This window comes from Pseudomonas luteola NBRC 103146 (assembly GCF_002091675.1).
Classification (GTDB): Bacteria; Pseudomonadota; Gammaproteobacteria; order Pseudomonadales; family Pseudomonadaceae; genus Chryseomonas; species Chryseomonas luteola.
This window is the reverse complement of the sequence record NZ_BDAE01000003.1, coordinates 440,395-460,531: the sequence shown is the minus strand read 5'-3', so window position 1 is coordinate 460,531 and position 20,137 is coordinate 440,395. Positions and strand designations below refer to the sequence as shown.

The 20,137-nt window shown below is 58.3% G+C and carries 18 protein-coding genes and 1 tRNA gene; 11 read left to right on the top strand and 8 right to left on the bottom strand.

The annotated features are described in order from the left end of the window. The first annotated feature begins 79 nt into the window (after nucleotides 1-79). The 11 genes from PLU01S_RS06615 (at nucleotide 80) to PLU01S_RS06565 (ending at nucleotide 10,363) form a co-directional block, all read left to right on the top strand. Complete coding sequence (locus PLU01S_RS06615) at nucleotides 80-1,672, top strand: ABC transporter substrate-binding protein (protein ID WP_074822695.1); 1,593 nt, start codon at nucleotides 80-82, stop codon at nucleotides 1,670-1,672. 57 nt (nucleotides 1,673-1,729) lie between these two features. Then, a complete protein-coding gene (locus PLU01S_RS06610) occupies nucleotides 1,730-2,740 on the top strand; it encodes an ABC transporter permease subunit (RefSeq protein WP_010797251.1) in 1,011 nt (336 codons plus the stop codon). Between the two features lie 9 nt (nucleotides 2,741-2,749). Beyond that, complete coding sequence (locus PLU01S_RS06605; RefSeq protein WP_074822698.1) at nucleotides 2,750-3,667, top strand: ABC transporter permease subunit; 918 nt, start codon at nucleotides 2,750-2,752, stop codon at nucleotides 3,665-3,667. Between the two features lie 82 nt (nucleotides 3,668-3,749). Further along, nucleotides 3,750-4,793: an ABC transporter ATP-binding protein gene (locus tag PLU01S_RS06600; protein WP_074822701.1), complete on the top strand. Its 1,044-nt coding sequence runs from the start codon at nucleotides 3,750-3,752 to the stop codon at nucleotides 4,791-4,793. Next, nucleotides 4,780-5,787, top strand: coding sequence for a peptide ABC transporter ATP-binding protein (locus tag PLU01S_RS06595; RefSeq protein ID WP_010797248.1), 1,008 nt, complete (start codon nucleotides 4,780-4,782; stop codon nucleotides 5,785-5,787). Before PLU01S_RS06600 ends, PLU01S_RS06595 begins: the two co-directional genes overlap by 14 nt. Nucleotides 5,788-6,001: 214 nt before the next feature. After that, the gene (locus PLU01S_RS06590) at nucleotides 6,002-7,453 is read left to right on the top strand and encodes an anion permease (RefSeq protein ID WP_074822706.1); all 1,452 of its coding nucleotides are present in this window, start codon (nucleotides 6,002-6,004) and stop codon (nucleotides 7,451-7,453) included. A gap of 94 nt (nucleotides 7,454-7,547) precedes the next feature. Further along, the gene (locus tag PLU01S_RS06585; protein WP_019366870.1) at nucleotides 7,548-7,853 is read left to right on the top strand and encodes a nucleotide pyrophosphohydrolase; all 306 of its coding nucleotides are present in this window, start codon (nucleotides 7,548-7,550) and stop codon (nucleotides 7,851-7,853) included. Next, nucleotides 7,850-8,611 (top strand): methyltransferase domain-containing protein, encoded by a 762-nt coding sequence (locus PLU01S_RS06580; RefSeq protein WP_074822713.1) that lies wholly within the window; start codon nucleotides 7,850-7,852, stop codon nucleotides 8,609-8,611. The genes PLU01S_RS06585 and PLU01S_RS06580 overlap by 4 nt, the downstream gene beginning before the upstream one ends. A 3-nt stretch (nucleotides 8,612-8,614) precedes the next feature. After that, entirely contained in the window at nucleotides 8,615-9,247 is a 633-nt protein-coding gene (locus PLU01S_RS06575; protein ID WP_074822716.1) for a DUF4136 domain-containing protein, read from the top strand. Nucleotides 9,248-9,320: 73 nt separating this feature from the next. Continuing rightward, entirely contained in the window at nucleotides 9,321-9,881 is a 561-nt protein-coding gene (locus PLU01S_RS06570; RefSeq protein ID WP_074822719.1) for a DUF4136 domain-containing protein, read from the top strand. Next, a complete protein-coding gene (locus PLU01S_RS06565; RefSeq protein ID WP_074822722.1) occupies nucleotides 9,881-10,363 on the top strand; it encodes a GNAT family N-acetyltransferase in 483 nt (160 codons plus the stop codon). Before PLU01S_RS06570 ends, PLU01S_RS06565 begins: the two co-directional genes overlap by 1 nt. 12 nt (nucleotides 10,364-10,375) lie before the next feature. Here the strand turns inward: PLU01S_RS06565 and PLU01S_RS06560 are convergent, their stop codons facing one another. The 8 genes from PLU01S_RS06560 to fdnG form a co-directional block, all read right to left on the bottom strand. After that, nucleotides 10,376-10,579: a hypothetical protein gene (locus tag PLU01S_RS06560; RefSeq protein WP_074822724.1), complete on the bottom strand. Its 204-nt coding sequence runs from the start codon at nucleotides 10,577-10,579 to the stop codon at nucleotides 10,376-10,378. A gap of 133 nt (nucleotides 10,580-10,712) precedes the next feature. Then, nucleotides 10,713-10,808: transfer RNA gene (locus tag PLU01S_RS06555), tRNA-Sec, on the bottom strand. A 5-nt stretch (nucleotides 10,809-10,813) separates the two neighbouring features. Continuing rightward, nucleotides 10,814-12,736: a selenocysteine-specific translation elongation factor gene (selB, locus tag PLU01S_RS06550; protein WP_074822726.1), complete on the bottom strand. Its 1,923-nt coding sequence runs from the start codon at nucleotides 12,734-12,736 to the stop codon at nucleotides 10,814-10,816. Next, nucleotides 12,733-14,145 (bottom strand): L-seryl-tRNA(Sec) selenium transferase, encoded by a 1,413-nt coding sequence (gene selA, locus PLU01S_RS06545; RefSeq protein ID WP_074822729.1) that lies wholly within the window; start codon nucleotides 14,143-14,145, stop codon nucleotides 12,733-12,735. Before selA ends, selB begins: the two co-directional genes overlap by 4 nt. 150 nt (nucleotides 14,146-14,295) lie before the next feature. Further along, complete coding sequence (fdhE, locus tag PLU01S_RS06540; RefSeq protein WP_074823450.1) at nucleotides 14,296-15,222, bottom strand: formate dehydrogenase accessory protein FdhE; 927 nt, start codon at nucleotides 15,220-15,222, stop codon at nucleotides 14,296-14,298. A gap of 128 nt (nucleotides 15,223-15,350) precedes the next feature. After that, nucleotides 15,351-15,974 carry a formate dehydrogenase subunit gamma gene (locus tag PLU01S_RS06535; protein WP_010797237.1) on the bottom strand — a complete coding sequence of 208 codons (624 nt, stop codon included), beginning with the start codon at nucleotides 15,972-15,974 and terminating at the stop codon, nucleotides 15,351-15,353. A gap of 47 nt (nucleotides 15,975-16,021) precedes the next feature. After that, nucleotides 16,022-16,960, bottom strand: coding sequence for a formate dehydrogenase subunit beta (fdxH, locus tag PLU01S_RS06530; RefSeq protein ID WP_019366878.1), 939 nt, complete (start codon nucleotides 16,958-16,960; stop codon nucleotides 16,022-16,024). Then, nucleotides 16,961-20,035 carry a formate dehydrogenase-N subunit alpha gene (gene fdnG, locus PLU01S_RS06525; RefSeq protein WP_139208703.1) on the bottom strand — a complete coding sequence of 1,025 codons (3,075 nt, stop codon included), beginning with the start codon at nucleotides 20,033-20,035 and terminating at the stop codon, nucleotides 16,961-16,963. Nucleotides 20,036-20,137 lie beyond the last annotated feature (102 nt).

The window sequence follows — 20,137 nt, the reverse complement described above, 5'->3', positions numbered from 1 at the left end:
CAAAAAGAAGACGAGCCCGATCAGGCTGATCGAGGCTCGCTCTATGCCGTAGACCGGTTACAGACCTAGGAGCATCCTTATGCATGCATTAACACGAATCGCGCTTGCCGTGAGTCTGCTTGGCGCCGCCACTCTGGCTCAAGCCAAACCTCTGGTGGTATGTACGGAGGCCAGTCCCGAAGGCTTCGACATCGCTCAGTACACCGCAGCCACGACGGCTGACGCCTCAGCTGAGACCCTATTCGACCGCCTCGTAGACTTCAAGCCCGGCACTACCGACATCGAGCCTGGTTTGGCAGAGCGTTGGGACGTCAGCGAAGACGGCATGACCTACACCTTCCACCTGCGTAAAGGGGTGAAGTTTCAGACAACCGATTACTTCAAGCCCACACGTGAATTCAATGCCGACGACGTGATGTGGAGCTTCATGCGCCAATACGATGCCAAGCATACCTGGCACGACAAGGCGCAGCATGGCTTCCCCTATTTTGAGGCCATGGGACTGCAAAATCTGATCAAGTCGATCGATAAGGTCGACGACTACATGATCCGCTTCGTGCTCAATCGTCCGGAAGCACCTTTCCTGCGGGACATGGCGATGGGCTTTGCATCGATCTATTCGGCTGAATATGCCGCTCAACTGGAAAAAGCCGGACAGTTTGATCAGCTCAACTTCAAGCCGGTCGGTACCGGTCCGTTCATTTTCTCGCGCTATACCAAGGATGCTCAGGTACGTTTCAAGGCCAACCCCGAGTATTTCGAAGGCAAACCTCCAGCTGATGGCTTGGTCCTTGCCATCACCCTCGATAGCAATGTACGCCTGCAGCGCGTGAGAGCTGGTGAATGTCAGGTAGGCGTTTATCCTAAACCGGACGATATTCCAGCCATCCGCAAGGACCCGAACCTTAAGCTGGCTGAAGGCGAAGCACTGCTAATTGCCTATGTTGCCATGAACACCGAGCATAAACCGCTGAACGATGTGCGTATCCGTCAGGCCCTGAATCTGGCCTTTGACAAGAACGCCTACATCAAGGCCTTGTTTGGTGAAGGCAACGCTGTGCCTGCCGTCAATCCGTATCCCTCTACCCTTCTAGGGTATAACCGTGATATTCAGGACTGGCCCTACGACCCTGAAAAGGCGCGGGCACTGCTGAAAGAGGCCGGCATGGAGAAAGGCCTCAAGCTGACCGTGTTTACACGTTCAGGCGGCGGCCCGACCAACCCCAACCCCGCGCTGGGTGCTCAAATGCTTCAGGCCGACCTGGCCAAGGTCGGCGTACAACTGGACATCCGCAATCTGGAGTGGGGTGAGCTGATTCGCCGGGCCAAGCAAGGCGAGCACGATCTGCTCTTCTTTGGCTGGGCAGGTGACAACGGCGATCCGGATAACTTCCTGACGCCTAACTTGTCATGTGATGCCGCAAAGTCAGGCGAAAACAGTGCACGCTGGTGCAACAAGGAGTTTAACGCCCTGTTGGACAAGGCCCGTACCAGCCAGGATGAAAATGAGCGAGCCGAGCTCTACAAGCAGGCTCAAGTGATCTTCCACAACGATGCGCCCTGGATCCCCCTGGCCTATCCCAAGCTGTTCAACGTCATGCGCAGCAATGTCGAGGGTTATCACCTGAGTCCCTTGGCCAACAACAACTTCGCTACAACGTACGCAAAATAAAAAGACGGAAACAGGCAGGGCACGCTTCCCTGCCTCCGATGAGGAGTATTCAACCCCATGTTCAGTTTTATTGCCCGCCGCCTGGGCTTGCTGATACCGACGTTTTTCGGTGTCACGCTACTGACTTTTTCCCTGATTCGCCTGATTCCTGGCGATCCGGTAGAGGTCATGATGGGCGAGCGCCGCGTCGATCCGCAGATGCATGCCGAAGCACTGCATCGCCTCGGGCTCGACAAGCCGCTCTACCAGCAATATTTCGACTATCTCAGCAACCTTGCCCACGGCAACCTGGGAGAGTCGCTGATTACCCGTGACAATGTGTGGCACGAGTTCACCACCCTCTTTCCGGCCACCCTAGAACTGGCTCTCTGCGCCATGATCTTTGCTACCGTGCTGGGCCTTCTGGCCGGAGTGATCGCAGCGCTTCGCCGCGGTTCATTGTTTGACCACGGTGTGATGGGCATTTCCCTGACGGGCTTTTCCATGCCGATCTTCTGGTGGGGCCTCATCCTTATCATGTTCTTTTCGGTACAGCTCGGCTGGACCCCGGTGTCTGGCCGGATCGATCTGCTTTACGACATCGAGCCCAAAACCGGCTTCATGCTGATCGACAGCCTGTTGTCCGATGAAGAAGGCGCGTTCATGGACGCCCTCCACCACCTGATTCTGCCCTCTATTGTGCTAGGCACGATTCCCCTGGCAGTTATCGCACGGATGACGCGCTCCGCCATGCTGGAAGTGCTACGAGAAGATTACGTGCGTACGGCTCGTGCCAAAGGCCTGTCGCCAGCCCGTGTCGTATTCATCCACGCACTGCGTAACGCGTTGATCCCGGTTCTCACCGTACTGGGCCTGCAGGTGGGCAGCCTGCTCGCTGGCGCCGTGCTGACCGAAACGATCTTTTCCTGGCCTGGTGTAGGCAAATGGTTGATCGATGCGATTTCCCGTCGCGACTATCCCGTCGTGCAGAACGGCATCCTGCTGATCGCCACCCTTGTCATCCTGGTGAACTTTGTCGTGGACATTCTCTACGGCTTTGCCAACCCCCGTATCCGCCATCAGCGCTAAGGAGGCCCTATGGAACGTACTTTGCCACAAGGCGCTCAGGTCGAAGATCAGGTTGCCCTGTATCCGTCTCCGTACAAGGAGTTCTGGAAAGCGTTTTCCCACAACAAGGGCGCCCTGGGCGGCCTGCTGTTCATGACTATCATCGTGATCTGCGCCCTGTTCGCCCCTTGGGTTGCACCCCACGATCCCAGCGAGCAGTTCCGTGAATTCCTGCTGACGCCTCCCTCCTGGCTGGAAGGCGGCACGACGCAGTTCCTGCTGGGCACTGATGAACTGGGACGCGACCTGTTGTCCCGCCTGATTCACGGCGCACGGCTATCACTGATGATTGGTTTGGCCTCGGTAATCTGCTCGCTCATCCCCGGCATTCTGCTCGGGCTGATTGCAGGCTTTTCACCCACGCGAGCCGGCCCTTTCATCATGCGCCTGATGGACATTATGCTGGCCCTGCCATCGCTGCTGCTGGCGGTAGCCATCGTGGCAATTCTCGGCCCTGGCCTGTCCAACACCGTTATTGCCATTGCCATTGTCTCGCTGCCTTCCTACGTGCGCCTGACCCGCGCCGCCGTCATGGGTGAAGTGAACCGCGACTATGTAACGGCTGCTCGACTGGCAGGTGCCGGACGCCTGCGCCTGATGTTCGTTACCGTACTGCCTAACTGCATGGCACCTCTGATCGTCCAGGCGACCCTGAGCTTCTCCTCGGCCATTCTGGATGCGGCGGCCCTGGGCTTCCTTGGCCTCGGCGTACAGCCGCCCACCCCTGAGTGGGGCACCATGCTGGCATCGGCCCGTGACTATATCGAGCGCGCCTGGTGGGTGGTTACCCTGCCCGGCCTGACCATTCTTTTGAGCGTACTGGCTATTAACCTGATGGGTGATGGCCTGCGTGACGCCCTCGACCCTCGCCTGAAGGTGCAGTCATGACCGGCTTGCCAATCATTCTTTCGTTGTCTCGATGCGGCAGCCCGTTGCCGATCGATTCCTGCTTATTGATCAAGGAGCAGCCATGAGCCTCCTGGAAATCCAGAATCTGAATGTCCGCTTTGGCGGTGAAGATGCTATCCCGGTCGTCGAAGGTCTCGACCTGACCATCGACCAGGGCGAAGTGTTGGCCATTGTAGGAGAATCCGGCTCCGGCAAGTCCGTGACCATGATGTCTGTGATGGGCCTGATCGATGCGCCCGGTAAGGTCACGGCCAATCGGCTGAGCTTTGCAGGCCAGGATCTGCTCAAGCTCAAGGGTCGTGCCCGGCGTCAGCTGATCGGCAAGGACCTGTCCATGGTCTTCCAGGACCCGATGACCGCCCTGAACCCCAGTTATACGGTGGGTTATCAGATCGAAGAGGTCATTCGCCAGCACCTGGGTCTGCGAGGCCGAGAGGCCCGCCAGCGGGCGCTTCAACTGCTTGAGCGGGTGGAGATTCCAGCCGCAGCGAGCCGCCTTTCCGCCTACCCACATCAGCTGTCCGGCGGCATGAGCCAGCGCGTGGCAATCGCCATGGCGATTGCGGCAGAACCCAAGCTGCTGATTGCCGACGAACCAACCACAGCGCTGGACGTTACCATTCAGGCGCAGATCATGGACCTGCTGCTCAACCTTCAGCGTGATGAAGGCATGGCCCTGATCCTGATCACCCATGACCTTGCCGTAGTGGCTGAAACGGCCCAGCGGGTCTGCGTGATGTACGCCGGCCAGGCCGTGGAAACCGGCGTTGTGCCGGATATCTTTCAGGCACCCAAACATCCCTACACGGAAGCGCTGCTGGCCGCCATCCCCGAGCATAGCCTTGGCGAACGGCTCTCCACGCTGCCTGGTATCGTTCCCGGCCGTTACGATCGACCCAAGGGCTGCCTGCTGTCGCCGCGCTGCCCTTACGCACAGCCACGTTGCCTGGAGCGCCCTGCCCTCGAGCCCTATACCCTTGAGGGCGTTAGCGGCTCGGTCCGCTGCTTCTTCCCGCGCAACCTGAACCTTGCGCAGTGGCCGGAAGTTTTGCCGGAGTCCCAGCGTCCTAGTCATCTACCTGGAGAAGCCCATGGCCGCGCCTGATTTGAATACCAACGCTGCCAAACCAGCGGATAGCGTACTCACCGCCCGAGCGTTGACACGTCACTACCATGTTTCCCGAGGTCTGTTCAAAGGCCAGGCAACCGTACGCGCCCTGAATGGTGTCTCGTTTGACCTCGTACCCGGCAAGACACTGGCGGTCGTTGGTGAGTCGGGCTGTGGCAAATCCACTCTCGCCCGTGCCTTGACGCTGATCGAGGAGCCGTCCTCCGGCTCGCTCAACATTGGCGGTCATGAGGTCAGTGGTGCCAGTGCAGAAGTCCGCAAGCAGTTGCGCCGCGATGTGCAGATGGTGTTCCAGAACCCTTACGCCTCGCTCAATCCACGGCAGAAGATCGGCGACCAACTGGCGGAGCCGCTGGTTATCAATACAAACCTGTCCCGTAGCGAGCGTCGTGACAAGGTACAGGCCATGATGCAGCAGGTGGGCCTGCGTCCCGAGCATTACCAGCGCTATCCTCACATGTTCTCTGGCGGTCAGCGCCAGCGGATTGCTGTGGCCCGCGCCATGATGCTCAACCCCAAGGTGCTGGTAGCGGACGAGCCGACGTCGGCGCTGGACGTTTCCATCCAGGCGCAAGTGCTTAACCTGTTCATGGATCTGCAGCAGGAGTTTCATACAGCATACGTCTTCATCTCACACAACCTGTCGGTGGTGCGTCATATCGCCGATGACGTGATGGTGATGTATCTGGGCTGTACGGCAGAAAAGGGGCCTCGCGATGCACTCTTTGAAAAGCCCTTGCATCCATATACTCAGATGCTGCTTTCAGCCACGCCAAGCCTGCAACCGGACGCCAGCAAGCCACGCATCAAGATCCAGGGCGAGCTGCCGAATCCACTGGATCCGCCACCTGGCTGCGTGTTCCACCGCCGTTGCCCCTACGCAACTGAGCGCTGCAAGACAGAAGTTCCTGCCCTTCGTGATGTAGACAACCGTCAGGTTGCCTGCCATTACGCCGAAAACTTTCTTTGATCCAGGACAGCGCCAGACTTTTCAGTCTGGCGTCTACTCTCTCCTACGCTAATGGCCACCGGCATTTTTGTCGGTTGGCCTGCGTTTGCCTCAATTTCACTGAACTGCTAATCAATAAAAACAATCAAGTCAATTAGCGCTTAGTTTAATTAAACGATTGAGCCGTCTCATTCAGGCGCTAAGATCGCAAACTCTTTAAAGCATGGGAGTTAAAATGAAATCGCTGGCCAAGTTGATGGCGCCATTGATCGTGGCGATCGTCATTGCAGCCTTGCCGGTTCCCGAGGGGCTGGCACCGCACGCATGGCATTTCTTCGCAATATTTCTGGGCTGTGTGATCGGTCTAATCTTTGAACCCTTACCAGGTGCCGTCATCGGCCTAATTGGCGTGGTGGTTGCTGCGGTCCTGGCGCCCTGGGCCCTCTTCTCGCCAGAGCAACTGGCACAGCCGGGCTTCAAGGTGGCCGACAAGGCCTTTACCTGGGCCGTTTCCGGCTTCACCAACTCTACAGTCTGGCTGATCTTTGGCGCGTTCATGTTTGCCCTGGGTTACGAGAAGACCGGCCTGGGCCGCCGTATTGCCTTATGGCTGGTTAAAACCATGGGCAAGCGCACCCTGACGCTGGGCTACGCCATCATGCTGGCGGATACCGTTCTGGCCCCCTTTACGCCCTCTAATACCGCACGCAGCGCCGGTACGCTCTACCCTATTCTGCGTAACCTGCCACCGCTGTATGACTCGCACCCCAACGATCCCAGCATGCGCCGCATCGGCACCTACCTCATGTGGGTGGCGATTGCCTCGGCCTGTGTGACCAGCACACTGTTTCTGACAGGTATCGCCCCCAACCTGCTCGCCGTTGCCCTGGTGGAAAGCTCCACCGGTATTCGCATTACCTGGGGTGAATGGTTCATGGCTACCGCGCCGGTCGGCATCCTGCTGCTCGCCCTGTTGCCACTGTTGAGCTACTGGCTGTGCCCGCCCGAGTTGAAGTCCGGTGACGTAGTGCCCAAATGGGCTGCCGAGGAACTGGCCAAGATGGGCCGCCTGACGCGCAACGAAGTCATTCTGCTGATTCTGGTCGTCCTGGCGCTGGCCATGTGGATCTTTGGTACTGCCGTTATCTCACCCGCGCTGGTTGGTATGCTCGTGATCAGTCTCATGCTGATTATCGGCATCGTGACCTGGAACGATATCCTTAGTAATAAAGCCGCCTGGAACACCTTTGCCTGGTTCGCCACCTTGGTAGCTCTCGCAGACGGCTTGAACATGGTCGGCTTTGTGAAATGGTTCGGTATGCTGATGGCCAACTACCTGGGCCACTTCGATCCCACCGTGGCGATGGTCCTGCTCACGATTGCCTTCTATCTGCTGCACTACTTCTTCGCCAGTGCTACCGCGCACACCACGGCTCTGCTACCGGTTATGGTGGCCGCTGCCGCCAGTATTCCTGGCATCGATATGCATACCTTCGTATTGCTGCTTCTGCCCACCATCGGCATCATGGGCATCATTACGCCCTACGGTACCGGCCCTAGCCCGGTTTACTACGGCAGCGGTTATCTGCCTGGACCGATGTGGTGGCGCCTGGGTGCCATCTTTGGCTTCCTGTTCCTGGCTGCATGGCTGGGGATCGGCACGCCCTGGCTGCTGATGACGCGCTAAGCCGCTACGCTTTCGCGTCAGTCCATGGAAAAATGCGGCGCTTAACAAGCGCCGCATAGCTATCAACCAGCCATGCGGCCATCAGGAGCCCCGCATGGACCTTTCCGAACTTACTGCCCGCCTGCACGCCATTCGCGATGCCAATCAATGGCGCCGCTATCACAGCCCGAAAAACCTAGTTATGGCTGCCGGCGTTGAGATGGCCGAGTTGGCTGAAATCTTCCAGTGGAAGACCGAAGAGGAATCCCGCCATTTAACGGCTGATCACCTTGAGCATGCTGGCCAGGAGATTGCAGACGTCGTGCTCTATCTGCTGCAACTCTGCGCAGAACTCGGACTCGACATGGAGACAATCACTCGCGCCAAGCTGGCCGATAATGAGCGGCGCTTCCTGCCATGACCGATACCTTTTTCGATGACCGCGCCATCCGTTTTGCCGAGAAGATCTATGGCAATGCCAAAGGTGCTATCCGGCTGGCGGTACTCCAGGCCGACCTGAAGGAAGCCCTGCCTGAACGCTCGCTGCGGGTTCTGGATATTGGAGCAGGACTGGGCCATATGGCGCTCTGGCTGGCTGAACAGGGTCACTCCGTCACACTGGCAGAACCTTCAGCCCCGATGCTGGAGGGTGCTCGCCAACGCTTCGCCGAGGCTGGCCTTGAGGCAACGTTTATCGAGGCGCCCTGGCAGGAACTGAGCGAGCAGCTCACGACTCGCTTTGACTTGGTCATCTGCCACGCCGTACTGGAATGGCTGGCCGAGCCACATATGATTCTGCCAGTCCTCTCGCGCCTCACGGCTCCGGATGGTCTGCTTTCACTGGCATTCTACAACCGGGACGCGCTGATCTACCGGAACCTGCTCAAAGGCCATTTCAAAAAGCTCAAGCGCCAGGAATATGCGGGCGAAGGCAAGGGCCTAACACCTCAACAGCCACTTGATCCGCGGGAGCTGGAACGCGCCATGAGCAGTCGCTGGCAGATCGTGACCCGAAGTGGCGTTCGTGTTTTTCATGACTACATGCCAGTCGAATTTCAGGGTAAGGTCAACGAAGCCGATCTGATCGAAATGGAATTGGCCCATCGGCGGCACCCTACATTTGCCGGGCTTGGTCGTTATCTGCACTGGATCTGCCAACCCGGCGCGTTAGAGGAGTGATCTATGCGTCGCCTGTTTGCCTGCGTGGTTATCAGCCTGGGGCTGACCGCCTGTCAGAGCCAGAATCCCTATATAGCCAGCGCTCTGCCTGAGCTTGCTGCGCCAGCACCTGCTGTTCCGGCACGTATCGACCCGAGCAGCTATCCAGCAGCCCCAGTCGACTATGGCCACTACCGGAGCTGGGCCTGGTCACCCGAGGGCATTCGTGCCAGCGGTGATTCCTCTCAATCAATGGATACCAGCACTCTTCAGGAGGCCATCAGCGCCCAGCTCGATCAGCGCGGGCTCCGACCTGCGCCAACCGGTACGCGGCCTGATCTCTACGTGAGCGCAACGGTCAGACAGGAGCAACGTGTCGTATACGATACCGATTACTACGGAGGTGGTGTCGGCTATGGCGGCGGCTATCCGTATGGCTACGATCGTTGGGGCACGTACGGCGGAACAGGCTACAGCCAGACTCGCCCTCGGTATTATCAGGTTCAGGTGCTGAGCATCGAGCTGATCGATTCGCAGAGCCGCAAGAGAATATGGAGTGGCAGTGCCGAGGAACGGGGCGGCAATGATCAGAGCGCCCGGGCCCAGGCGATCCGCGAAGCCGCTCGTCGCGCGCTGGAGCAGTATCCACCGCATTGAAGATAAAGCGCATACGGCCTGGTCCCATGAGTAGTTATTGTTTCTTTTAAGCGCCCCTGGTCGGAGAATGATCATGATCCGTCGTTTGCTTGTTATCGCGTTTACGCTTGCCCTTGCCGCGTGTGAGACCAATACCGTCAACCGGGACTATGATCCCTCCCGTGACTATGCGGCCTACCGAAACTGGACCTGGGCCCAGCCTGCCGTCTCGTACAAGCCTGAAGATCCGCGGCTGAAAAGTGACTTGACCGAGCAGCGCATCAAGGATGCCGTAAGCGGCCAGCTTGATCAGCGCGGCTTACGCCCTGCCGCAGCGAACGGACAGGCAGACCTGAGGGTTCGGGCCTATCTGTTCACGGATGAGCGCCAAGGGCAAACCATGCGCACCGATCCTTATTGGGGTGGCCCTTGGGGATACTGGGGCCCTTGGGGTGGCGGCTATACCCAGACCCAGACCTTTACCTATCAGGTAACTACGCTGCAGATCGACCTGCTCGATGGCCGGGACGGAAAACTGGTATGGCGTGGCAGCACCGAGGTGTCATCTGACCAGACAGCTGATACCCCTGCGCAGCGTACTGCAACCATCCAGACAGCCGTTGGCAAGATCCTGTCGCAGTACCCACCTCACTGATGAATACCAAACTGACACATCGCGCGGCCACCCTTGATGATTTGCAGGCCGTGTGTCACTTTCCGCAAAGTCGTGAAGAGCTGTTTTACAGCTATCCCACAGCTCAGTGGCCACTAACAAGAGACCAACTGGCAGAGGTCTACGCCAACCGCCAGGGCAGCACGGTTGTATTGCTGAACAATCGTCTGGCTGCATTCGCAAACTTCTTTCGCTGCCAACCAGGCGAACGGTGCGACTTGGGCAATTTAATGGTGGCACCCTGGGCACGACGCATGGGCGTAGCGCAACACCTGATCGGAGTGATGGAGCAGCAAGCCTGCCAGCAGCATGGCGTGCGTTTTCTGCATGCTGCCTGTTTCAGCAGCAATACGCCGGGCCTGTTGCTCTATACACATTTGGGCTATTTGCCGGTATCCATTGATGAGCGACGCGATTCCTCCGGACAGCGAACAGCCCTGATACACCTGCGAAAACGTCTCTGAATGCGTTACCCGCTACATGCGGGCCAGCATGGCAAAGTCGCCGCCTACCTGCATAGGCGCTGCGCAACCGTAGGGCTCATATCCATACATACAGTCTGTCGAAGCGGCTGTAGAGGCTTCAATCGATGGAGTCGAAGCTGGGTCAAGGCCAAACCCACCCAGCAACACCGCTAACAAGGTCAGAAAAAGAAAGGCCGCGCCGGCTCTCGTCTTCATACATCACCTCCACTGCATAGGCTGACAGCCTGGCGCCAGCAGAACAGGAGGCGTCACGCGCTGCCTTGTCCTATCCAGTATAGGTAAGATTCAGAAAAGCAAAGTCAGGCCAGGACATTCGGTCTAAAAGAAATGGCGGAAGGCAGTGAGAGTCGAACTCACCCGGGAACGGCTGCCGTCCCCAACCGGGTTTGAAGCCCGGCCGCGCCACCGGGCACGATTGCCTTCCATCAATCAACTCGCCTGTTCGACCTGAGCAGCCAGTGCGCTGTCTGGGCGGATCTTGCGTTCATCACCCATACGGCGAGTCAAACCGATCCGATCGAAGAATTCGAGTATCTGGATTGTGCGCTTACGTCCGATCCCCAGACCATCCCTAAACGCGGCTGCACGAATGATCCCCTCTTCGCGCTCAAGACGCAACGTCAATTGTACCAAATGGTTTATCGTATTTTCAGGATAGAAGAGATCCTTGACGATCTGCTGCAGCTGCCCCAGGCGTGCCAGCTTGCGTAGCAGATGACGAACCCCTGCTTCGTCCTCACCAATTTCCCGGGCCAGATCACGTACCCAGGGGGGATCAAAGCGGCCTGCTTCAAGAAGAGGCCAGAGCTTTTCTTTCAGCGCCTCTTCGGCCTCGGTCAGACGAACCCGATGGCCCGGCAGGTGCAGCCACGGCCCGCTCGCCTCGATCTGGCTGGACGCCATCAGGCTTTCCAACAACGCAATGAACACAGGCCGCTCCAGTTGCGGCAAGGCAAAACGACGTAATCGATCACGATCAGGCCCTAGCTCATCGGGCTGTTCGACATGAAAGGTTCCGAGCCGCTCTAACAGCGTAGACTGCAAGTGCTGCCAGCGGGTCGCATCGAACAGACGGATACCCTGTCGGGCAGCAACTTCCATGACATGTTCAGGCAGTTGCCAGCGCGCCCTCGGTCGATTGAACTGGCGCTCCAGCACGGCAGGCGCTACGCCATTGTCCGCCTGTTTGAGCAACTCCGGCAGTGCGTCCTCAAAGGAGCCCTGACGCAATGCCTCAAGCTGTGCCAGACGTGTGGGAGTACGCCGATTGCGGGCAGGCCCGAAAGGATCCAGCACACGTCCACCGCCAATGGTTCGCTGCGCGGATTGATCCCGCAGCACCAGATGGTCACCATGAGCAGCCTGTAACGGCGAGTTGAGCACCAGCTGCGCCAGTGTGCGCCTACCAGGCGTCAATACACCCTCATCCTCCAACAGCGCCACCCGACCGGTCAGATTCTGGGCGCCCAGATGCACATGGACAGGGGTCCAGTGGGCCAGCGCCTTACCTTCGCTGCCAAGCAGGTGCAAATCAATATCGACACGGGTAGACGGCGCGTGGAGGGCTGCATCGAGCAGCCAATCGCCTCGCCGGATCTGTTCGACATTGAGCCGCTCACCCGCCAGGTTTACTGCCACACGCTGCCCGGCGTGGGCAATCTGGGCCTCTCGATTTTGCGCATGCAGGCCACGCACGCGCACGCGACGCCCCAGCGTGCCCAGTAACAACTCATCTCCGACGGCAACACGACCGTCGAAAGCCGTTCCCGTGACCACCACCCCGGCACCCGAGACGCTGAAGACACGGTCGACTGCAAGCCTGAAATACCCTTGGTCGCTGCGGGCCAGCGCCTGTTCAGCCTGATCCAGAAGCGCTGCACGCAGTGCCTCGATACCCGTTCCCGTCTGGCTGGAAACTGGAAATACTGGAGACCCGGCAAGCGGGCCTTCTGCCAACAGTGCATCAATTTCTTCCCGTACTGCATCGACACGCGCAGCCTCGACCCGATCCGTCTTGGTCATGGCGACCAAGGCGCGGCGTATGCCCAGCAATTCAACAATGGCCAGATGTTCGCGTGTTTGTGGCATCACACCGTCATCGGCAGCCACGACCAGTAACACCAGATCAATTCCGCTGGCCCCGGCCAGCATGTTATGAACAAACCGCTCGTGGCCGGGAACATCGATAAACCCGGTCAGCTCTCCATTTCCCAGATCCGAGTAAACGTACCCCAGGTCAATGGTGATGCCTCGCTCCTTTTCCTCACGGCGACGATCGCCCTCCACCCCCGTCAGGGCTCGGATGAGGGACGTCTTGCCGTGGTCGATATGGCCCGCTGTTCCAACGATCATGCGTCCCACTCCCCAACCGATAGCGCTCCCAGCTGCGCCATAAAGCCAGCCTCGTCATCGAGCTGACGCAGATCAAGCCAAAGCGCATCGTCATCGATACGTCCGATCACGGGGATAGGCAGCTGTCGCAAGGCCTCTTCCAGCAGACGCAGCGCACGGCCTCGCAGGCGCTTGGAGCTATTCGGCCGCATGCACAACGCTGCGCTGGGCAGACGAGCCACCGGCTGGGTACCACTGCCAATCATGCCGAGCGTGAGCTCACTCGTTACCTGCCAACGCTCGCCCAGTGCCTGAGATAAAGGACGCATTACCCGCTGAACCTGACTATCAATATCCCCCTGGCCACGGGAGAGTAATCTGAGGCTGGTCAGCTTTTCACCCAAACGATCCGGGTCTCGATAAAGCGCCAACACTGCCTCAAGTGCAGCCAAGGTGATCTTGTCGACTCGCAAAGCACGTTTGAGGGGGTTTTTCTTGATGCGGGCGATCAGGTCCTTATGCCCGACGATAATTCCACACTGCGGACCACCGAGCAGCTTATCGCCGCTAAAGGTCACGATGTCAGCGCCATCGCGTAGCGCTTCCTGGACGGTTGGCTCCTTGGGCAGTCCCCAACGGGTGAGGTCTACCAGAGAGCCGCTCCCCAAATCCTCCAGCAAGGGGACTTCATGGGCGCGAGCAATAGAGGATAGTTCGGGAGTTGCCACACTGCTGGTAAAACCTTGAACCGTATAATTGCTGGTATGTACACGCATGAGCAGCCCGGTACGCTCGGTAATGGCGCTCTCGTAATCCTTGGCGTGGGTACGGTTGGTCGTACCGACCTCGATCAGCCTTACATTGGCGCGCGCCATGATGTCCGGAATACGAAAAGCGCCACCGATCTCGATCAACTCGCCACGCGAAATGATGCCTTCCTTGCGAGCGCCAAGACTGTTAAGGGCAAGCAATACGGCGGCGGCATTGTTGTTGACCACCGTCACCGCTTCGGCGCCGGTCAGCTCACGGATCAATCCCGCAATCAGGTCGTCGCGGTCACCGCGCTTGCCGGTATTGAGATCAAACTCAAGATTGAGTGGATAGCGAGCAGCCAGGGTCATCGCATCGATGGCCTCTTCAGGCAGCAGCGCACGCCCTAGATTGGTATGGAGAACAGTTCCAGTCAGGTTGAATACGCGTCGGACCTGACGCTGGTTTCGGACAGCCAATCGCTCCCCGGCCCGGCCTGTCAGAACGGCCTCATCGACATCCGCCTCGCTGATCTGTCCCTGTCGAAAAGGCTCACGCAGCTCATCGAGCAGCTCGCGAAAGGTCTTGAGCAATGCTTCACGACCATAGCGGTCCAGGAGCGATGTCGCAGCGGGATGACGTAACAGACGATCAACAGAAGGCAAACGGACGGCTGTCATGCAGGCCTCATAACAAGAACATGAGCCTGGAGTTTACAACCGGATGCAGCATCGCGCATACGCACGTAGTAAGACCAACACTTCAGCCCTGTAAAAGAAAGGCTGGCAGAGCCCGCCGCTATGAGCGAAGCGGACTCTGTTTATCAGGAATCAGCCGCCGGGAGCCAGCAGCAGATTAGGGGCCTGACGGTGATAACCTTCCTCATCGAGCCGCATGTCTAGCGCCAAGCTGGCCAGATCGGCTGACACGGCCTCCGCCTCGGTATCATACTCCAGATACAGCAGCTTGAGGTAGGTTTCGCAGCTGGGACAAGCCTCCGCTCGCAGCGGTGCCTTTTCGGCCAGGACCGCATCGTTTTCCAGCGAAAAGTAACCCAACTCCTTGCTGTTTTCGCACTGGGTGCACTTTACCCGCACGTAATGCCATTCACACGAGCACAGTGAGCAACTCAGGTAGCGAAGACCATTGAGCTTGCCGCGGTGGCGAATCACACCGGCTACCGGAAGCGAGCCACAGGCTGGGCAATGGGTCTGGCTTTTGGATTCACGAAACTTGTCCGTCTCGATCTGAAACAGCCAATTTGTCCAGGCAACCTGTAGCGCTGCGCCCAGGAAAGGCACCAGTGCCGCTGAAACCTGGTCGTACTGCCCGCTGACCAAGGCAATTGCCCACACTTTGCGCTGCCCGGCGTCCGCCGTACGAATCTGCTCAAGCGCTTCCTGTACGGCCGTATTGCCTTCGGGGGCCTGATAGGCCTTCAGCAAAGCGTCCAGCACACCCAGCCACACCTCTTCGCGGACCAGCGTATCGCAGCTCAGCGGCGGCAAGCCATGACGCTGACTTTGCTCGATTCGCTTAGCCTCCAGCGGCAGGTTTTCCAGGTTGTCGAAAACCTGCTGCTGAGCACGGCAGATGCCACTGACAAGCAGCAAGTAATCACGGAGCGGGTTACCGTCCGCCAACTTTTCCAAACGCTCGGCACGGTAGCTGAACGCATTTTTCGGCGGCAGGTTGATGAAGGGAGGCGTTACGGCTGAGGCTTCGATCTGCCCCGGTTCGAGAATCTGACCTGACACGCAGGAAACCTCTTCGGTAATGGGAGCCGCCACAGACCTCCTGGTCCGTGACGGCGACAACCATGCCAGGCATGGCTACACGTTTGACGCCTGCTCATGACCTGCCGAAACAGGCCATGAAGGGACTTTTACTTCTTGTCTCGCGTGATGTCCTTGTACCAGAGCGAGTGATGCTTCTTGGCCCACAGGAGGCTGACCTTACCGTGCAGCATGGCACCAATCGAACCCTTGATCCAGATACCGGCATAGATATGCACAATGATCGACAGGATCAACAGGAACGCTGCAGCCGCATGGGCCAGTGCCGCCAGACGGATACCACCAATCGGGAAGAAATGGCTGAAGTACTCACGCCAGATCACGATCCCGCTGAGCATCAGTACTAGCATGGAAGCCAGCAGTACCCAGAACAACACTTTCTGTCCCGGATTGTACTTGCCGATTTCGGGCAACTTGTCTTCCCGGTTGTTCAGCACGTCACCGATCTGCTTGACCCACTGCATATCCCGCTTTTCCAGGATATTGTGATGCCAGAAGCGGATCACGAGTCCCATGAAGAACAGGAACATCGCCACGCCCATGAAGGGGTGAAGAATCCGTGTCCACGGTCCGCCGCCGAACAGGTTGGTCAGCCAGAACAGCGCTGGATGGAACAGCGCCAGCCCCGACAGGCCTGCCATGAAGAACAGTATAGCCACCGCCCAGTGATTGGTGCGCTCACTGGCACCGTAACGAACGATCTCTTTTTTCATTTGAAGGCTCCTGGAGCGTCTCCCCCGCCTGCGAGGGAGACGTTATCTCAGCGTTTGGTCGGATCGAACGTCTTCACCGACGTGTCCTGGGACTTTTTCTCCACCTGCTCGGCGGCAGCATCGTGATGAGCCTCATCCTCTTCGTCCGCACGGTTCGGTCCGATACGTACGTAGTGGAAGAAGCCCGCCAGCACCGCAGCGCCCATGGCAAGCAGCGACAACGGCTTGGTGATGCCTTTCCACAGGCTTACCATCGGGCTGATGGCCGGATCGTTCGGCAGGTTGTTGTACAACGCAGGCTGATCGGCGTGGTGCAACACGTACATGACGTGCGTACCGCCTACACCCGCCGGGTCGTACAGACCGGCGTTCTCGTAACCACGGCTCTTCAGATCGACAATGCGCTCCTCAGCATGGTGCTTCATGTCTTCCTTGGTACCAAATGTAATGGCACCCGTAGGACAGGTCTTCACACAGGCGGGCTCAAGCCCTACCGATACACGGTCGGAACACAGGGTGCACTTGTACGCCTTGTGATCCTTCTGCGAGATCCGCGGAATGTTGAACGGACAACCGGTGATGCAGTAGCCGCAGCCAATGCAATGGTCCTGGTTGAAGTCAACGATACCGTTGGCGTGCTTGATGATCGCACCCGGGCTCGGACATGCCGTGAGGCAGCCCGGCTCGGCGCAATGCATACAGCCGTCCTTACGGATCAGCCACTCCAGATCGCCGGCCTGGTTCTCATGCTCGGTAAAGCGCATGAGCGTCCAGGTATCGGAGGTCAGGTCGGCCGGGTTGTCGTACGTACCATGGTTGTGCCCCACCTCATCACGCAGCTCGTTCCACTCTGAACACGCCACCTGGCAGGCCTTGCAGCCAATGCACTTGGAGACGTCGATCAGCTTGGCGACCTCCTCCACCTGACGGATGGAGGAAGGCGTGGTCGTCGTCGCGGATTGGGCAACGATTTCTTGAAGTGCCATTTATGCCTTCTCCACGTTGACGAGGAACGATTTCGATTCGGGCGTTTGCGAGTTGCCATCGCCGACGAATGGAACCAGTGTATTGGTCAGGTAACCGTGACGCGTCAGACCCGAGAAGCCCCAGTGCAACGGAATACCAATCTGGTGCACGGTCTGGCCGTTCACTTCCAATGGCTTGATCCGCTTGGTTACCACCGCGACAGCCACGATGTAACCGCGTTTGGAGCTCACCCGAACCTTGTCGCCCGCCGCAATGCCCTTCTCCTTCGCCAGCGCTTCGCCGATTTCGACGAACTGCTCGGGCTGGACGATCGCATTCAAACGGCAATGCTTAGTCCAGAAGTGGAAATGCTCGGTCAGACGGTACGTGGTCGCCGCATACGGGAATTTGTCGGCCTTGCCGAACGACTCCCATACAGAGGGCAGAACACGAGCGGCCGGGTTGCTGATCACCTTGTCGTTCTTCGGATGCATCGGGTTAACCCCGATTGGCGTCTCGAAGGGCTCGTAGTGCTCAGGGAACGGACCTTCGGCCATCTTGTCGACGGCGAAGAAACGCGCCACACCTTCCGGGTTCATGATGAACGGATTCATACCGGCTTCCGGTGCGCTATCCGGCTTGAAGTCCGGAACGTCAGCGCCGCCCCAATTCTTGCCGTTCCACCAGACCAGTTTCTTGTCCGGTCCCCATGGCTTACCGCTTGGGTCAGCCGAGGCACGGTTGTACAGAATCCGGCGGTTCATCGGCCACGCCCATGCCCAGCCCAGACTCTGACCGACACCATAGGGATCGCTGTTGTCACGGCGCGCCATCTGGTTGCCTTGCTCGGTCCAGCTGCCACAGAAGATCCAGCAGCCCGAAGCCGTCGTACCGTCGTCCTTGAGCTGAGCGAAGCCCGACAGCTGTTGGCCAGCCTTGACCACTACCGCGCCAGTGGCATCGGTAACGTCCTTGACGGCATAACCGTTGAACTCCTTGGCCAACTCCTCGGGAGACGGCTCGTGCGGAATCTTGTACGGCCAGTACAGGTTCAGGATCGGATCCGGATAGGCGCCGCCCTCGGTGCGATACATCTCGCGCAGCTTGAGGAACATTTCCGACATGATGGTCACATCGGTACGCGCCTCACCGGGTGCTTCAGCGCCCTTCCAGTGCCACTGCAGCCAACGGCTACTGTTGACCAGAGAGCCATCTTCTTCAGCGAAGCAGGTCGTGGGCAAACGGAACACCGCGGTCTTGATGCTGGCGGTATCAACGTTGTTGTACTCGCCGGCGTTACGCCAGAACTCGGAGGTTTCGGTTGCCAGCGGGTCCATGATGACCAACCACTTCAACTTGGCAAGCGCAGCTACTACGCGATTCTTGTCCGGCAACGATGCGATCGGGTTGAAGCCTTGGCAGAAATAGCCACGGACTTCGCCACGAGACATCATGTCGAACATCTTCATCACGTCATAACCGGCACCCGGTACGTCCAGCTTGGGCAGATAGTCGTAGCACCAGTTGTTTTCAGCGGTCGCCGCATCGCCATACCAGGCCTTCATCAGGCTGACATGGAATTTGCCGTAATTCTGCCAATAGGACATCTGGCCAGGACGAAGCGGCTTTAGGGCACGCTTGGTGATATAGGCATTGAAGTCCTGCTCACCATCATTGCCCAGCGTCATGTAGCCCGGCAGAAGGTTCGACAGCAGACCCAGGTCGGTCAGACCCTGGATGTTGGAGTGACCGCGTAGTGCGTTCACACCGCCACCCGGCAGACCCACGTTACCCAGCAGCAGCTGAACCATTGCCGCTGTACGGATGATCTGGGCGCCCACAGAATGCTGCGTCCAACCCAGGGCGTACAGAACGGTCATGGTCTTGCCAGGCTGCGAGGTCTCGGCGATTTCCGCCCAGATCTTCATCATGCGATCCTGCGGCATACCGCAGATATTGCTGGCAACTTCCGGTGTGTAACGGCTGTAGTGCTTCTTCATCAGCTGGAAGACGCAACGCGGGTGCTCCAAGGTCGGATCGACCTTGGCAAAACCATCCGCGCCCTTCTCATAGCTCCAGGTGGACTTGTCGCTATAGGTGCGCTTCTCGGCGTTATAACCGCTGAACAGACCGTCCTCGAACGTGAAACCTTCGTTCACGATGAAGGAGACGTCAGTGTAGTTACGAACGTATTCGTGCTGAATCTTATCGTTTGTGATCAGGTAATTGATCAGGCCGCCCAGGAACGCAATGTCCGAGCCGGTACGAATCGGCGCGTAATAATCCGATACGGAAGCCGTACGGGTATAACGCGGATCGACCACGATCAGGCGTGCCTTGTTATGGGCCTTCGCTTCGGTCACCCATTTGAAGCCGCACGGATGCGCTTCAGCGGCGTTTCCGCCCATCACCAGAATCAGGTTGGCATTACGAATATCTGTCCAGGTATTCGTCATGGCGCCACGGCCATATGTCGGGGCAAGACTTGCCACCGTCGGGCCGTGTCAAACGCGAGCTTGGTTATCGAAACCGACTAGACCAAGGTTACGAACGACTTTCTGAGTCAGATAACCGGCTTCGTTGGAAGCAGCGGACGCAGCCAGGAACCCAACGGACGTCCAACGGTTAACCGTCTGGCCCTGAGCATTCTTGGTGATGAAATTGGCGTCACGCTCTTCCTTGACCAGTTTGACGATGCGATCCATCGCCTCTTCCCAGGAAATGCGCTTCCACTCATTGGAGCCTGCTTCACGCACTTCAGGATATTTCAGTCGATTCGGACTGTGGATGAAGTCCAGCAGACCGGCGCCTTTCGGACACAGCGTACCGCGGTTCACCGGGTGATCCGCATCGCCTTCGATGTGAATGATGTTTTGCGCAACGTTCTTGGCCTTATCGCCATGGCTGTACATAACCAAGCCACAACCCACAGAGCAGTAAGGGCAGGTGTTACGCGTTTCGATGGTGCGCGCCAGTTTGAAATGGCGCACCTGTTCGGCAAAAGCTGGCGTCGGTGCCATGCCTAGTGCCGCCAGGCTAGATCCTGCAAGGCCGATACCCGCGACCTTGAAGAATTGCCGACGGTTCATATCCACGTCTTGACTCCTCATCAGAAGTGAAGTGCGATTCTTCGCCGCACCCCTGAGCAAAATATAACCAATCGAAGCGGTGGCAACTAGCCAGTTATCCGATTATTT

Coding starts and splice junctions, on each gene's coding strand:
- PLU01S_RS06615 (WP_074822695.1), top strand. CDS start 80: ATGCATGCATTAACACGAATCGCGCTTGCCGTGAGTCTGCTTGGCGCC.
- PLU01S_RS06610 (WP_010797251.1), top strand. CDS start 1,730: ATGTTCAGTTTTATTGCCCGCCGCCTGGGCTTGCTGATACCGACGTTT.
- PLU01S_RS06605 (WP_074822698.1), top strand. CDS start 2,750: ATGGAACGTACTTTGCCACAAGGCGCTCAGGTCGAAGATCAGGTTGCC.
- PLU01S_RS06600 (WP_074822701.1), top strand. CDS start 3,750: ATGAGCCTCCTGGAAATCCAGAATCTGAATGTCCGCTTTGGCGGTGAA.
- PLU01S_RS06595 (WP_010797248.1), top strand. CDS start 4,780: ATGGCCGCGCCTGATTTGAATACCAACGCTGCCAAACCAGCGGATAGC.
- PLU01S_RS06590 (WP_074822706.1), top strand. CDS start 6,002: ATGAAATCGCTGGCCAAGTTGATGGCGCCATTGATCGTGGCGATCGTC.
- PLU01S_RS06585 (WP_019366870.1), top strand. CDS start 7,548: ATGGACCTTTCCGAACTTACTGCCCGCCTGCACGCCATTCGCGATGCC.
- PLU01S_RS06580 (WP_074822713.1), top strand. CDS start 7,850: ATGACCGATACCTTTTTCGATGACCGCGCCATCCGTTTTGCCGAGAAG.
- PLU01S_RS06575 (WP_074822716.1), top strand. CDS start 8,615: ATGCGTCGCCTGTTTGCCTGCGTGGTTATCAGCCTGGGGCTGACCGCC.
- PLU01S_RS06570 (WP_074822719.1), top strand. CDS start 9,321: ATGATCCGTCGTTTGCTTGTTATCGCGTTTACGCTTGCCCTTGCCGCG.
- PLU01S_RS06565 (WP_074822722.1), top strand. CDS start 9,881: ATGAATACCAAACTGACACATCGCGCGGCCACCCTTGATGATTTGCAG.
- PLU01S_RS06560 (WP_074822724.1), bottom strand. CDS start 10,579: ATGAAGACGAGAGCCGGCGCGGCCTTTCTTTTTCTGACCTTGTTAGCG.
- selB (WP_074822726.1), bottom strand. CDS start 12,736: ATGATCGTTGGAACAGCGGGCCATATCGACCACGGCAAGACGTCCCTC.
- selA (WP_074822729.1), bottom strand. CDS start 14,145: ATGACAGCCGTCCGTTTGCCTTCTGTTGATCGTCTGTTACGTCATCCC.
- PLU01S_RS06535 (WP_010797237.1), bottom strand. CDS start 15,974: ATGAAAAAAGAGATCGTTCGTTACGGTGCCAGTGAGCGCACCAATCAC.
- fdxH (WP_019366878.1), bottom strand. CDS start 16,960: ATGGCACTTCAAGAAATCGTTGCCCAATCCGCGACGACGACCACGCCT.